The sequence below is a fragment of the Pseudomonas sp. SWI36 genome (assembly GCF_002948105.1).
Taxonomy (GTDB): domain Bacteria; phylum Pseudomonadota; class Gammaproteobacteria; order Pseudomonadales; family Pseudomonadaceae; genus Aquipseudomonas; species Aquipseudomonas alloputida.
In genome coordinates this window covers 3,903,889-3,917,919 of record NZ_CP026675.1, presented here as the reverse complement: position 1 = coordinate 3,917,919, position 14,031 = coordinate 3,903,889, and the positions used below count along the sequence as shown (strand labels likewise).

Here is a 14,031-nt window from a genome sequence, read left to right as displayed (position 1 = left end):
GTCAGCCATGCTCCTTCTCGAATTCAGCCATGTAGCCTACCAGCGCCTCTACCGCTTCCAGGCCCAGGGCGTTGTAGATGGAGGCGCGCATGCCGCCAACCGAACGGTGGCCCTTGAGGTTGAGCAGGCCACGCGCGTCGGCGCCAGCGAGGAAGGCCTTGTCCAGGCGCTCGTCAGCCAGGCGGAACGGCACGTTCATCCACGAACGGGCGTTGACGCTGATCGGGTTGGTGTAGAACTCGCTGCGGTCGATGAAGCCGTAAAGGCGGTCTTTCTTGGCACGGTTGCGCTGCTCCATGGCCTCGACACCGCCCTGCTCTTTCAGCCACTCGAAGACCAGGCCCGAGAGGTACCAGGAGTAGGTGGCCGGGGTGTTGTACATCGAGCCGTTGTCAGCCGAAACCTTGTAGTCGAGCATGGTCGGGCAGCTGCTGCGGGCATGGCCCAACAGGTCTTCGCGCACGATCACCACCACCAGGCCGCTTGGGCCGATATTCTTCTGCGCGCCGGCGTAGATCAGGCCGAACTGCGACACATCGATCGGGCGCGAGAGGATGTCGGACGACATATCGACCACCAGCGGCACGTCACCGGTTTGCGGCACCCAGTCAAACTGCAGGCCACCGATGGTCTCGTTGGACGCATAGTGCACGTAGGCTGCGTTTTTGGTCAGGTTCCACTCGTTCTGGCCGGGGATGGCCAGGTAGTCGTAAGGCTTGGCAGTGGCGGCGACGTTGACGTTGCCGAAACGGCGCGCTTCCTCGATGGCCTTTTTCGACCAGATACCGGTTTCGATGTAGTCGGCCGTGCCGTTTTCCGGCAGCAGGTTCAGCGGGATTTCAGCGAACTGCTGGCTGGCGCCCCCTTGCAGGAACAGCACCTTGTAGTTGGAGGGGACGGACAGCAGGTCACGCAGGTCCTGCTCGGCCTTTTCGGCGATGGCCACGTAATCGTCGCTGCGATGGCTCATCTCCATCACCGACAACCCCTTGCCACGCCAGTCCAGCATCTCGGCCTGTGCGCGCTGCAGGACAGCGTCAGGAAGCGCGGCAGGGCCTGCGCAGAAGTTAAAGGCTCGTTTGCTCACATCCACTCTCGCTCTGCCAAATAGAACAAAAACTATCACATGGGTTAGCAGCGACCCTGTGGGAGCGGGCGAGCCCGCGAACACCGGCAAAGCCGGTGCCATCTACCGCAGTGTCTGCTTCGCGGGCATGCCCGCTCCCACAAGGCCGGGCTTTGCCAGCTGTTATCAGTCAAACGGGGCGACCTTGGTCGCCCCGCTCGGGTTTACGCTTGCTTACTCTTGCGGGGCCTCGTCGGCACCTGCAGCTTCTTCATTTTCATTGTCTGGCGCTACAGCCTCGACACCCTCCTCGTCCGTCTCGATCACTGCATCGAGTTCGTCCTCGGACGGCTCCTGGATACGCTCCAGGCCCACCAGTGTCTCATCGGCCGCCAGCTTGATCAGCGTAACGCCCTGGGTGTTGCGGCTGAGGCTGGACACCTCGCCAACCCGGGTGCGAACTAGCGTGCCCTGGTCGGAAATCAGCATGATCTCCTCGCCTTCCTGCACCTGGATCGCCCCGATCAGCAGGCCGTTGCGCCCTTTGGTACCCATGGCGATCACACCCTGGCCACCGCGGCCGCGACGCGGGAACTTGGACAGCGGGGTGCGCTTGCCAAAGCCACGCTCGGAGGCGGTGAGGATCTGCGAGCCGGACTCCGGGATCAGCATCGAAATGATCCGCTGGCCTTTGCCCAGCTTCATGCCGCGCACACCACGGGCGTTGCGGCCCATTTCACGCACGACGCTCTCGGCAAAGCGAATGACCTTGCCAGCGTCGGAGAACATCATGACTTCCTTGGCGCCATCGGTGATGGCCGCGGCAATCAGGGTGTCCCCTTCCTTCAGCTTCAGGGCGATCAGGCCGTTGGAGCGCGGACGGGCGAACTGCACCAGCGGGGTCTTCTTGACGGTACCGGAAGCGGTCGCCATGAAGATGTACGCACCGGTCGGCTCTGCAACCCACTCCGGGGTGTCGCCGTCTTCTTCGTCGACTTCCTCGGCCTCTACCAGCTCACCCTCGAGCACGGTGTCTTCAGCCTCGTCCAGTTCTTCGTCGAGGTCGGCGTTCTGCTGCAGTGCTTCGAGGTCGATCTGCAGCATGGCGGTGATGCGCTCACCCTCCTCCAGCGGCAGCAGGTTGACCAGCGGACGACCGCGGGCAGCGCGGGACGCTTCGGGGATTTCGTAGGTCTTCTTCCAGTAAACCTTGCCCTTGCTGGAGAACAGCAACAGGGTGGCATGGCTGTTGGCGACCAGCAGGTGCTCGATGTAGTCCTCGTCCTTCACGCCGGTCGCCGACTTGCCTTTGCCGCCGCGGCGCTGGGCCTGGTAGGCGGACAATGGCTGGGTCTTGGCATACCCACCATGGGAGATGGTGACCACGCGCTCTTCTTCCGGGATCATGTCGCCGTAGTTGAGGTCGTGGCTGGCATTGAGGATTTCGGTGCGGCGCACATCGCCGTACTCGGCACGAATGGCCTCCAGCTCCTCGCGAATCACTTCCATCAGGCGCTCGGCGCTGCTGAGGATGCGGATCAACTCGCCAATCTGCTCGAGGATTTCCTGGTACTCGGCCAGCAGCTTCTCGTGCTCCAGGCCGGTCAGGCGGTGCAGGCGCAGGTCGAGAATGGCCTGGGCCTGTTCCGGCGACAGGAAGTACTTGCCGTCATGCAGGCCGTACTGCTCGGGCAGGTCCTCAGGGCGGCAGGAATCGGCGCCGGCGCGCTCGACCATGACCTGCACGGCACTGGATTCCCACGGCGTGGAGACCAGGGCTTCCTTGGCTTCGGACGGCGTCGGCGAGGCCTTGATCAGGGCAATGACCGGGTCGATGTTGGACAGCGCAACCGCCTGGCCTTCAAGGATATGGCCACGTTCACGGGCCTTGCGCAGCTCGAATACGGTACGGCGGGTCACCACTTCACGGCGGTGGCGGACGAACGCTTCGAGCAGGTCCTTGAGGTTGAGCAGGCGCGGACGGCCGTCGACCAGGGCCACCACGTTGATGCCGAATACGCTCTGCAGCTGGGTTTGCTGGTAGAGGTTGTTCAGCACCACCTCCGGCACCTCGCCGCGACGCAGCTCGATGACGATGCGCATGCCGTCCTTGTCGGACTCGTCGCGCAGCTCGGTGATGCCTTCGATCTTCTTCTCTTTGACCAGCTCGGCGATCTTTTCGATCAGGCGCGCCTTGTTCAGCTGGTACGGCAGCTCGGTGATCACGATCTGCTGGCGGCCGCCAACCTTGTCGATGTCCTCGATCTCGGAGCGGGCGCGCATGTAGATGCGGCCACGGCCGGTGCGATAGGCCTCGATGATGCCCTGGCGACCGTTGATGATGCCGGCAGTCGGGAAGTCCGGACCAGGGATGAACTGCATCAGCTCATCGATGGTGACTTCAGGATTGTCGATGAGCGCCAGGCAGCCATCGATGACCTCGCCGAGGTTATGCGGCGGAATGTTGGTCGCCATGCCCACGGCAATACCGCTGGAACCGTTGACCAGCAGGTTGGGAATACGCGTCGGCATGACCGCCGGGATCTGCTCGGTGCCGTCGTAGTTGGGCACCCAGTCGACGGTTTCCTTGTGCAGGTCCGCCAGCAGTTCGTGGGCCAGTTTGGTCATGCGCACTTCGGTGTATCGCATGGCGGCAGCGTTGTCGCCGTCCACCGAACCGAAGTTGCCCTGGCCGTCGACCAGCAGGTAGCGCAACGAGAACGGCTGGGCCATACGCACGATGGTGTCGTAGACCGCAGTGTCGCCGTGCGGGTGGTACTTACCGATCACGTCACCGACCACACGGGCGGATTTCTTGTACGGCTTGTTCCAGTCGTTGCCCAGTTCGCTCATCGCATAGAGAACGCGGCGATGCACGGGCTTCAAGCCGTCACGCGCATCGGGCAGCGCTCGCCCGACAATCACGCTCATCGCGTAGTCGAGGTAAGACTGTCTCAGTTCGTCTTCGATATTGACCGGGAGGATTTCTTTGGCCAGTTCGCCCATGAGAAGCCTGATTCCTTTTTCTGGTGAAACTTCGCAGCTCCATCAAGGGCCGAACGAAGCTCGCCGCCGCAGCGCATAAGGGTGCGACGACTTACGACAAATCAATGAGTTGTGCCATGGATCTGCGCAATGAAGGCCGCCGTGATGGGCGGTCTTGGAAACTGCCGGATGTTATCACAAACGCGGGGGCGGTGGGGAGAGGTGGCAGTTGGTCTCAGCCGCGTTTGAAACCTGGTTTCTGTATTGCCTGCACCGGCCTCTTCGCGGGCTCGCCCGCTCCCACAGGTTCACCACAGCCCCAAGGCCATGCGATATCCCTGTGGGAGCGGGCAAGCCCGCGAAAAGGCCGGTGAGGCGATACAAAATCAGTGCAGGCGCTTGCGGCAAACCAGCTGAGCCAGCTTGGCAGCATCCGGGCGCTCGACGATGCCGCGCTCGGTCACGATCACATCGATCAGGTCGGCCGGCGTCACATCGAACACCGGGTTGAACACCTCGACACCCGGCGACACCCGGGTACCGCCGAAGTCCAGCCACTCGTCGGCGTCACGCTCCTCCAGCGGGATATCCTCACCCGTGGCCAGGTTCAGGTCGATGCTGGTGCTCGGCGCCACGACCATGAAGCGCACGCCATGGTGCATGGCACTGACGGCCAGCTGATAGGTGCCGATCTTGCCGGCCATGTCGCCATTGGCAGCGATGCAGTCCGCCCCCACCACCACCCAGGTGATGCCCTTGGTCTTCATGAGGTGGGCCAGCGCCGAGTCGGCACAAAGGGTCACCGGGATGCCCTCGTTGGCCAGCTCCCAGCCGGTCAGGCGCGAGCCCTGCAGCCAAGGGCGAGTCTCACCGGCATAAACCCGCTCGACCATGCCTTCCAGGTAGCCGGCACGGATCACCCCCAGTGCGGTGCCAAAGCCACCACTGGCAAGGGCGCCGGCGTTGCCGAAGGTGAGCAGGGCCTGGGCATTGCCCTGATGGCGACGGATCAGCTCGATACCCTGCTGGGCCATGGTCAGGTTGGCCTCACGGTCGCTGTCGTGAATGGCCACCGCTTCGGCCTCCAGCGCTGCCAGAACGTCTTCTTCCGGCCGCAGGCGCTGCAGGCGCTCGCGCATGCGGTTCAGCGCCCAGAACAAGTTGGCGGCAGTAGGGCGCGCCTCGGCGAGGGTGAGAAAGTCGTCTTCAAGGTCCATTTCCCAATCGCCGCCTTCGGCCAGCCGCTCTTCAAGGGCCAGTACCAGGCCGTAAGCTGCGGCAATACCGATCGCCGAGGCGCCGCGCACTGCCATGTCACGGATGGCTGCGGCCACCTGCGCAACATTGTCGCAGGCCAGCCAACGCTCCTCCGACGGCAGCAGGCGCTGGTCGAGCAGGTGCAAGGCGCCGCCCTGCCAGCGGATCGCGGTCACCTTCTCCGCCGCCAAAAGTCGCTCGCGCATCGCCTCTCCCCGTCATTCGGATATCAAAAACCGGCGATTATAGCGACCCTCGCGGCCAAGCGCTCGGGTATACTCCGGCGCAATTTTGCGAAGTTTCAGAGGACTGTTCAATGAGCAACGTCGACCGCGCCGAAATCGCCAAGTTCGAAGCGCTGGCCCACCGCTGGTGGGACCGCGAAAGCGAGTTCAAGCCGCTGCACGAAATCAACCCGCTGCGCGTCAACTGGATCGACGAGCGCGTCAGCCTGGCCGGCAAGAAAGTGCTGGACGTGGGTTGCGGTGGCGGCATCCTCAGCGAAGCCATGGCCCTGCGCGGCGCCACGGTCACCGGTATCGACATGGGCGAGGCGCCACTGGCGGTGGCTCAGCTGCACCAGCTGGAGTCCGGCGTGCAGGTAGAATACCGGCAGATCACCGCCGAAGCCCTGGCCGAGGAAATGCCTGAACAGTTCGACGTGGTCACCTGCCTGGAAATGCTCGAGCACGTGCCCGACCCGTCTTCGGTGATTCGCGCCTGCTACCGCATGGTCAAGCCGGGCGGCCAGGTGTTCTTCTCCACCATCAACCGCAACCCCAAGGCCTACCTGCTGGCCATCGTCGGCGCCGAGTACATCCTGAAGATGCTGCCGCGCGGCACCCATGACTTCAAGAAGTTCATCCGCCCGTCCGAGCTGGGCGCCTGGAGCCGCGATGCCGGCCTGCAGGTGAAGGACATCATCGGCCTCACCTACAACCCGCTGACCAAGCACTACAAGCTCAACAGCGACGTCGACGTCAACTACATGATCCAGACCCTGCGCGAGGAATAAGCATGCGTTTGCGAGCAGTACTCTTCGACATGGACGGCACCTTGCTGGACACGGCGCCGGACTTCATCGCCATTTGCCAGGCCATGCTCGCCGAACGCGGGCTGCCGGCCGTTGACGACAACCTGATCCGTGGCGTGATCTCGGGTGGCGCCCGCGCCATGGTTGCCACTGCGTTCGCCATGGACCCGGAGGCTGACGGCTTCGAGGCCCTGCGCCTGGAGTTCCTCGAGCGTTACCAGCGCGACTGCGCGGTGCACAGCAAGCTGTTCGAGGGCATGGCCGAGCTGCTGGCCGACATCGAGAAAGGCAACCTGCTGTGGGGCGTCGTCACCAACAAGCCGGTGCGCTTCGCCGAGCCGATCATGCAGCAACTGGGCCTGGCCGAGCGTTCGGCGTTGCTGATCTGCCCGGACCACGTGAAAAACAGCAAACCCGACCCCGAGCCGCTGATCCTGGCCTGCAAAACGCTGAACCTGGACCCGGCCAGTGTGCTGTTCGTTGGCGACGACCTGCGCGACATCGAGTCTGGCCGCGACGCAGGTACCCGCACGGCAGCAGTGCGCTACGGCTATATTCATCCAGAGGACAACCCCAACAACTGGGGTGCCGACGTGGTGGTGGACCACCCGCTGGAACTGCGCAAAGTGATCGACAGCGCGCTGTGCGGGTGCTGAACCCAGACCGATGACCGGGCACCGCCCTTTTGTAGGAGCGGGTTCACCCGCGAATGTGCCAGCCCGGACAACACTGGCGCCTGATCGGACGCATTCGCGGGTGAACCCGCTCCTACAATAGCCCCAGGCCGCCCACACGAACTCGAAGGACAGAACCATGTTCGACTACACCGCCCGCCCCGACCTGCTGCAAGGCCGGGTCATCCTGGTTACCGGTGCCGGCCGTGGCATTGGTGCCGCGGCTGCCAAGGCCTATGCCGCGCTGGGTGCCACCGTGCTGCTGCTGGGCAAGACCGAGGCCAACCTGAACGAGGTCTACGACCAGATCGAAGCCGCCGGCCACCCGCAGCCAGTGGTCATCCCGTTCAACCTGGAAACCGCCCTGCCACACCAGTACGACGAGCTGGCGGCCATGATCGAAGGCCAGTTCGGCCGCCTCGATGGCCTGCTCAACAATGCGTCGATCATCGGCCCGCGCACGCCGCTGGAACAGCTGTCGGGCGACAACTTCATGCGCGTGATGCACATCAACGTCAATGCCACCTTCATGCTCACCAGCACCCTGCTGCCGCTGCTGAAGCTGTCGGAAGACGCTTCGGTGGTGTTCACCAGCAGCAGCGTGGGGCGCAAGGGCCGGGCTTACTGGGGCGCCTATGGTGTGTCGAAGTTCGCCACCGAAGGCCTGATGCAGACCCTGGCCGATGAGCTGGAAGGCGTGGCGCCGGTGCGCGCCAACAGTATCAACCCAGGCGCCACGCGCACGGCGATGCGGGCCCAGGCCTACCCCGGCGAGAACCCGCAGAACAACCCGCTGCCCGAAGAGATCATGCCGGTGTACCTGTACCTGATGGGGCCGGACAGCACAGGGGTGAACGGGCAGGCGTTCAACGCCCAATAAACCTGCATCGGCCTCTTCGCGGGCTTGCCCGCTCCCACAGGTAGGGCGCAGTCCTTGAGGGTTGCGGTGATCCTGTGGGAGCGGGCAAGCCCGCGAAGAGGCCGGTACAGGAAAGCGATCAGCCCACAGCCAACGCCGGCCGCATACGGCCTTGCTGGCGCCCTTCCAGCTGCATGCAGCGCTCCAGGAACAGGAACATGCAGTCGTAACTCTTGCAGATCGCCCTGCGCAGCTCGGTCCGCAACCCCAGGGTGGGGTTCTCACCGGCCAGGGTACAGATGATTTCCAGCGCCTCCCACGGGTGCGCATCGTCATACTGGGCATGCATCTTCAGCCACTTCATCGCCCGCTTGCGCCCTTCTTCAGGGAACCCCTGCGCATAGGTGTCGGTCGAGCACACCACCGCTGACCATTCACCGGTCGCGCCTTCGATGGCGTAGTTGGTCGCCGCCATGGAAATGGCCAGGTTCTCGGTGGCGCACACCCGCCAGCACCAGTCGTTCAGGCCGTTCAGCTCGGGCGGCACTTCTTGCGCCTGCAACTCGTGCAGGTGCACACCGTGCGCCTGGCACCAGTTCACCCAGTAGTCGGCATGGTTGAGCTCGACGCGGATGTTGCGCATCAGCCAGCGCCGCGCCATGTCCTCGCCCTGATGCCGGCCATAGCGGGTCTTGGTCAGGTTATGCGCCATGTACAACGAAAACTGCTCCACCACCGGCCAGCCCCCGATCAGGTACTGACGGATGGTCGATTGCTTCAGCTGGCCATCGCGTAGTCGTGCATAAAACTCATGCTCAACCACCCGGCGCTTGCTCTCGCGGCAGTCTTCAATCAGTTGCTGGGCCCATTGGGGGTAACTGGCGGGGTCCATCAAAGGCCCGATACGAACGAATGCGTCAATCACTTTCAGCTCCTTGATCCTTGTGATTTCCAACTAGCGAAATGTGCCAGGTGCTCGCTGCAACAGAGGCCGGGCGGCGATCCGTTGGCGCTGCAGACTGTCACAGGTGAACACCTGGGGGCGTTCGATCAGGTAGCCCTGGGCGTAATCCACGCCTATTTCCTGCAAGGCCTGCTCGATCAAGGGTGTTTCGACGAACTCGGCAATTGTGCGCTTACCCATCACATGGCCGATATGGTTGATGACCTCGACCATGGCCCGGTTGACCGGGTCGTCGAGCATGTCCTTGACGAAACTGCCGTCAATCTTCAGGTAGTCCACGGGCAAATGCTTGAGATAAGCGAACGAGGACATGCCGGCGCAAAAATCATCGAGCGAGAAACGGCAACCCAGTCCTTTCAGCTCGTTGATGAAGCGAATGGCGCTGCCCAGGTTGGCAATGGCGCTGGTTTCGGTAATTTCAAAGCAGATCATTCGCGGCGGAATGGCGTATTCGACGAACAACCGCTGGAGGTATTCAAGGAACTTGTCGTCGCCAATGCTGGACCCCGACAGGTTGATGGCACAGGTCGACAACGGCCCTTCACGCCCTTCTTCCAGGCACTGGCGTATGACCATGAACACATTGCGCACCACCCAGCGGTCCAGCGCAGTCATCAGGCCGTAGCGCTCGGCCGCCGGGATGAAGCTGCTGGGCAGGATGGTGCGGCCGCTTTCGTCGTGCAGGCGCAACAGAATTTCGATATGGCCCGGGCCCTCGAAGGTTTTGAGCGGGGCGATTTCCTGGGCGTAGAGGCAAAAGCGGTTTTCTTCCAGGGCCACATGCAAGCGCTGGATCCAGGCCATTTCGCCAAAACGCATGGACAGTTCGCTGTCGTCGGCGTGGTACACCTGCACACGGTTTCGGCCCTTTTCCTTGGCCATGTAGCAGGCCATGTCGGCGGCGCGCAGCGAGGCTTCCAGGGTACCGGGGGCCTGGGCCATATGCACCAGGCCAATACTGACCGTGGTCACGAACGGCCGCCCTTTCCATACGAAGTGCAGGCTCTGCACCATCTGGCGCAATTGTTCGCCAATGCGCTCGGCCTGGTCGGGCGGGCAGTTTTCCAGCAGCACGCCAAATTCATCGCCGCCCAGCCGCGCCAGCGTATCGCCCTCACGCAGGCCGGATTGCAGCACCGCGCAGATGTGCCGCAGCAACTCATCGCCGGCAGCGTGGCCACAGGTGTCGTTGACCAGCTTGAACTGGTCGAGGTCGAGGAACATCAGCGAATGCCGCCCGGCCTGGCGCGCCAGGTCGTTGAGCGCCTGCTCCAGGCGGTATTCGAACTCGCGGCGGTTGGCCAGCCCGGTCAGGGCGTCGTGGGTTGCCTGCCAGGACAGGTTGGCGATGTACTGGCGTTCCTGGGTCATGTCGTGCAGCACCAGCACGATGCCACTGACCTGGCCATCATTGAGGATCGGCGAGCCTACCAGGTTGATCGACACCGTACTGCCGTCCAGGCGCTGGATCAGCCGGGCATGCTCGGAGCCGCCCTTGAGGCTGCCGCTGAGCACCTGCTCGACCAAGCTGCGACCGTCCTCCTCGGCGTGTTCATCCACCAGGCTGAACAGTGCCGACAGCGGCAGGCCCTGGGCCTGGCCGGATTGCCAGTGGGTCAACTGCTCGGCGGCCGGGTTCATATAGCCGATACTGCCCTCGACATCGGTGGTGATCACCGCATCCCCGATGGCCTGCAGGGTAATCTGCGCACGCTCTTTTTCTTCCTGCAGGGCGCTGGCAAAGGCCTGGCGCTGGGCCAACAGCTTGCTGGAGCGGCGCCAGGCAATGGCGATCAGGAACATCGCGGTCAGCAGGTTGGTGATCAGCAGCACCCGCAGCAACATGCGCGAGCCTTCGCCCAAGGCATCACTGAAAGCCTTGGCCGCCGGGGTCACGCCTTCGTTGATGGCGACAATGCGGGCCTTCCAATCGCTGACAGTGTCTGGATCCGCCGGGCCATTGGCAAAACGCTGGCGCATTTCACCGGCCAGTACATCCAGCTTGGCCAGATAGTCGTCACCGATGTCCCAGTAATCGATGGCTGTCTGCATATAGCTGACATGGCGAAAGTTGCGGTAGAACCAGATGATCCGATCGACATCGTCAGGGTGGTTGCCACCTTGCAGAACCGCCTGTCGCGCGGCGTTCAGATCAGGGCTGGGGTGGTCGAGCACCTCGCGCAGACGATGGTCACCCTGGGGCACGGTAATGGCCTGGCGATAGCGCTGGTAGGTGCTGTCGTCCTGCGTCTCGCCGTACAGACTGAGGTAGTAGATGGCATCTTTCTGCGCCTTGGACCACAGGCTTTCGCCCGCGACATAGGCACGCACGGCCGAGAGCGTATAAAGGCTGAGGCTGCCCAACGCCACCTGAAGGACCACGACGGCGATGAAAGGCCATGTGATGCCGAGCAACTTTGGCGCTTCGAGTGTGCGATGTCCCTTCATGGAGTCCCTGTCACAGAGCAGATAAGGCGTAAATCGACCCAGACAAGCACAGCGTAGGCCATTTGCCATCGCTGTGGCGGGGATTTTTATGACAAGGAATCGGGGATTTTTACAGCGTACGCGCTGGCCATTGTAGGAGCGGGTTTACCCGCGAAGAAGACACCGCGGTGGATGGCACGGGCTTCGCCCGTGTTCGCGGGCAAGCCCGCTCCCACAGGGTCGCACCAGCTTTTAGAAATTGAGCAAGACTGTTGCTCCCAAAAGCCCGGTGAAGGCAGCCAGATAATCAGCTCTGCTGCAGATGCCCATACAGCTTGGCGTATAACCCACCCTCGGCAATCAGCTGCTGATGGTCGCCGTCTTCGGCCACGTGCCCGCCATCGAACACCAGCACCCGGTCGGCCTGTTTCACCGCCGACAAGCGGTGGGCGATGATCAGCGTGGTGCGGCCGCTGAGAAAGCACGCCAAGGCCTGATGCAGGTTGTACTCGGTGGCGGCATCCAGGGCTGAGGTGGCCTCGTCGAGGATCACCACCTTGGGCTCAGCCAGTACCATGCGGGCAATGGCCAGGCGCTGGCGCTGGCCACCGGACAAGCGCACGCCTGAACGCCCTACCACACTGTCCAGGCCCTGCGGCAAGGCGGCGATGGTGGCATCCAGCTGGGCGATGCGCAGCGCCTGCCAGCACGCATCATCGCTGCAGTCGCGGCCCATGGTCAGGTTGGCACGCACGCTGTCGTTGAACAGCGACGGGTGCTGCAACACCACCGCGACGTTCTCGCGCAGGGTTTCCAGGCCGATTTCCTGGAGGCTGGCCCCGCCAAAGCGGATGGTCCCGGCCTGGGCGCTGTAAAGGCCCAGCAGTAGCTGCACCAGCGTGCTCTTGCCGCCGCCGCTGGCACCGACAATCGCCACCTTCTCACCCGCAGCGATGGACAGGTCGAGGTGCTCGAGCACCGGCTCGTCGGCATAGGCAAAGCGCAGGTCGCGCACTTCAATGCCCACCGTTTCGCGCCCGGCGAACGGGTCGCTGGCGGCCGGGTATTGCGGCTCGTCGGCACGCGCCAGCAGCTCGTTGAGGCGGCTCAGCGCACCGCCTGCGGCGTAGTACGCATATTGCAGATTTAGCAGTTGCTCCACCGGACTGATCATGAACCACAGGTAGCTGAACACCGCCAGCATCTGGCCGATCGACAGGTCGGAAAACAGCACGGTCAGCATCGCCGCCGCGCGGAAGATGTCGATGCCGAACTGGAACAGCAGGCCACTGGCACGGCCACTGGCATCGCTTTTCCATTGCGAGTCCACGGCGTAATCGCGCACCTCGCGGGCACGCAAGCCCAGGCGGCCAAGGAAGTAGCCCTGGCGGTTGCCGGCGCGGATTTCCTGAATGGCATCGAGGGTTTCAGCCAGCGCCTGGGTAAAGCGCGCGGTGCTGTCGTTTTCGAGCTTTTTCAGGTGCTTGACGCGCTTGCCCAACTGCACGGTGAAGTAGATCACCAGCGGGTTGAACAGCAAGATCAGCAAGGCCAGCTGCCAGTGCATCCAGATCAGGATGGCCGCCGTGCCGGTCAGTGTCAGCATGGCCACCAGGAAGCGGCTGAGGGTTTCGCCAACGAACTTGTCCAGGGTGTCCAGGTCGGTGACCAGGTGGGTGGTCACCGTGCCGCTGCCCAGGCTTTCGTACTCTTTCAGCGAAATACGCTTGAGGCGCTCGATCAGGCGGATGCGCAGGCGGTAGACGATGTCCTTGGCCAGCCCGGCGAACAGCTTGGACTGGATCACGTTGAAGGCCAACGCAGCCAGGCGCAGGCACAGGGTGAGCGCCAGCATCAGGCCGATGTAGCCGGCTGCCACCTGCCAGCTGGACGGCAGCAGATGGTTCATCCACTTCAGCGCCGCATCGCCATGGCCGAGCAGTACTTCGTCCACCAACAGCGGCAGCAGCAGCGGAATGGGCACACTGCAACTCGCCGCCAGTAACGCAATGAGGTTGGCGGACCAGAGGTTTTTCTTGTGATGCAGGGCCAGGCGGCGGATTTCCGCCCAGCTCAGCCGATCGCCCGCAGTGTATGGCTTGCCCGGTACCGGGTCGGGTGACCCTGGTACATCAAGCACAGGCGGCCTGCTGCAGCCAGCGGCCGAGCAAGGGTTGCAGGCGCTCCAGCGGCTGGTAGCCGTTGGTCAGCAAGGCCAGTTGACCATTGCGCTCGGCCAGCAGGGTCGGGAACCCGGCAATACCCAGGTCCTGGGCCCAGGCGAAGTCGGCCGCGGTGGCGGCGCGGGTATCGGCACGGGCGAAGGCTTCGGCGAACGCGGCACGGTCGAAGCCACACTGCGAGGCCAGCTCGACCAGCTGCGGCGCGGTGGTCACATCGATGCCCTGTTCGTAGAACGAACGCTGGATCAACGCCAGCAGCGGCCAGACGCGCTCGGCATCCAGCTCGCGGGCCGTGACCAGGGCGCGGCAGGCCGGCTCGGTGTCGTAGACGAAGCCGTCCGGCATGGCCCCCTCGAAGCGGAACGGCTGGCCGGTAGCATCAGCCACCGCCTGCCAGTGTTCCAGGATGTACTTGCGAGTGGAGCTGTCCAGGGCGCTGCCGCCGGTACGCAGCCCGCCCGTTACCAAGCGGGCAGGCACGCCTGCCTCACGCGCCTGGGCGATCAGGGCCGCGGCCACTGGCGCAAAACCCCAGCACCAGGAGCACATCGGGTCCATCACATAGATCAGGCGTGCAGACATG

10 protein-coding genes are annotated in these 14,031 nt (G+C 63.5%); 3 read left to right on the top strand and 7 right to left on the bottom strand.

Annotated elements, in window-relative coordinates:
* Nucleotide 1 precedes the first annotated feature (1 nt).
* From serC to mtnA, 3 genes are all read right to left on the bottom strand, one after another.
* Nucleotides 2-1,087, bottom strand: a complete 1,086-nt coding sequence (serC, locus tag C4Q27_RS18750) for a 3-phosphoserine/phosphohydroxythreonine transaminase (protein WP_010952806.1) — start codon at nt 1,085-1,087, stop codon at nt 2-4.
* Nucleotides 1,088-1,300: 213 nt separating this feature from the next.
* On the bottom strand, nt 1,301-4,072 hold the full coding sequence (gene gyrA, locus C4Q27_RS18745; RefSeq protein WP_064492639.1) for a DNA gyrase subunit A: 2,772 nt from the start codon (nt 4,070-4,072) through the stop codon (nt 1,301-1,303).
* Between the two features lie 365 nt (nt 4,073-4,437).
* Complete coding sequence (gene mtnA / locus C4Q27_RS18735) at nt 4,438-5,514, bottom strand: S-methyl-5-thioribose-1-phosphate isomerase (protein WP_020192573.1); 1,077 nt, start codon at nt 5,512-5,514, stop codon at nt 4,438-4,440.
* A gap of 110 nt (nt 5,515-5,624) precedes the next feature.
* On the opposite strand from mtnA, the gene ubiG reads away from it, so the two are divergent.
* The 3 genes from ubiG to C4Q27_RS18720 all read left to right on the top strand — a co-directional run bounded on the left by ubiG (nt 5,625) and on the right by C4Q27_RS18720 (nt 7,895).
* Nucleotides 5,625-6,323 carry a bifunctional 2-polyprenyl-6-hydroxyphenol methylase/3-demethylubiquinol 3-O-methyltransferase UbiG gene (gene ubiG, locus C4Q27_RS18730; protein WP_003252662.1) on the top strand — a complete coding sequence of 233 codons (699 nt, stop codon included), beginning with the start codon at nt 5,625-5,627 and terminating at the stop codon, nt 6,321-6,323.
* A 2-nt stretch (nt 6,324-6,325) separates the two neighbouring features.
* Nucleotides 6,326-6,997: an N-acetylmuramic acid 6-phosphate phosphatase MupP gene (gene mupP / locus C4Q27_RS18725; protein ID WP_010952803.1), complete on the top strand. Its 672-nt coding sequence runs from the start codon at nt 6,326-6,328 to the stop codon at nt 6,995-6,997.
* 157 nt (nt 6,998-7,154) lie between these two features.
* Nucleotides 7,155-7,895, top strand: coding sequence for a YciK family oxidoreductase (locus tag C4Q27_RS18720; RefSeq protein ID WP_003252656.1), 741 nt, complete (start codon nt 7,155-7,157; stop codon nt 7,893-7,895).
* 118 nt (nt 7,896-8,013) lie between these two features.
* Here C4Q27_RS18720 and C4Q27_RS18715 read toward each other — a convergent pair whose 3' ends face one another.
* The 4 genes from C4Q27_RS18715 to C4Q27_RS18700 form a co-directional block, all read right to left on the bottom strand.
* The gene (locus C4Q27_RS18715; protein WP_104887175.1) at nt 8,014-8,799 is read right to left on the bottom strand and encodes a TenA family transcriptional regulator; all 786 of its coding nucleotides are present in this window, start codon (nt 8,797-8,799) and stop codon (nt 8,014-8,016) included.
* A gap of 30 nt (nt 8,800-8,829) precedes the next feature.
* Nucleotides 8,830-11,286 (bottom strand): EAL domain-containing protein, encoded by a 2,457-nt coding sequence (locus tag C4Q27_RS18710; protein ID WP_020192572.1) that lies wholly within the window; start codon nt 11,284-11,286, stop codon nt 8,830-8,832.
* A gap of 286 nt (nt 11,287-11,572) precedes the next feature.
* Nucleotides 11,573-13,405 (bottom strand): ABC transporter ATP-binding protein, encoded by a 1,833-nt coding sequence (locus C4Q27_RS18705; RefSeq protein WP_104887174.1) that lies wholly within the window; start codon nt 13,403-13,405, stop codon nt 11,573-11,575.
* Nucleotides 13,398-14,030 carry a DsbA family protein gene (locus tag C4Q27_RS18700; RefSeq protein WP_049587258.1) on the bottom strand — a complete coding sequence of 211 codons (633 nt, stop codon included), beginning with the start codon at nt 14,028-14,030 and terminating at the stop codon, nt 13,398-13,400. Before C4Q27_RS18700 ends, C4Q27_RS18705 begins: the two co-directional genes overlap by 8 nt.
* Nucleotide 14,031: the final 1 nt, after the last annotated feature.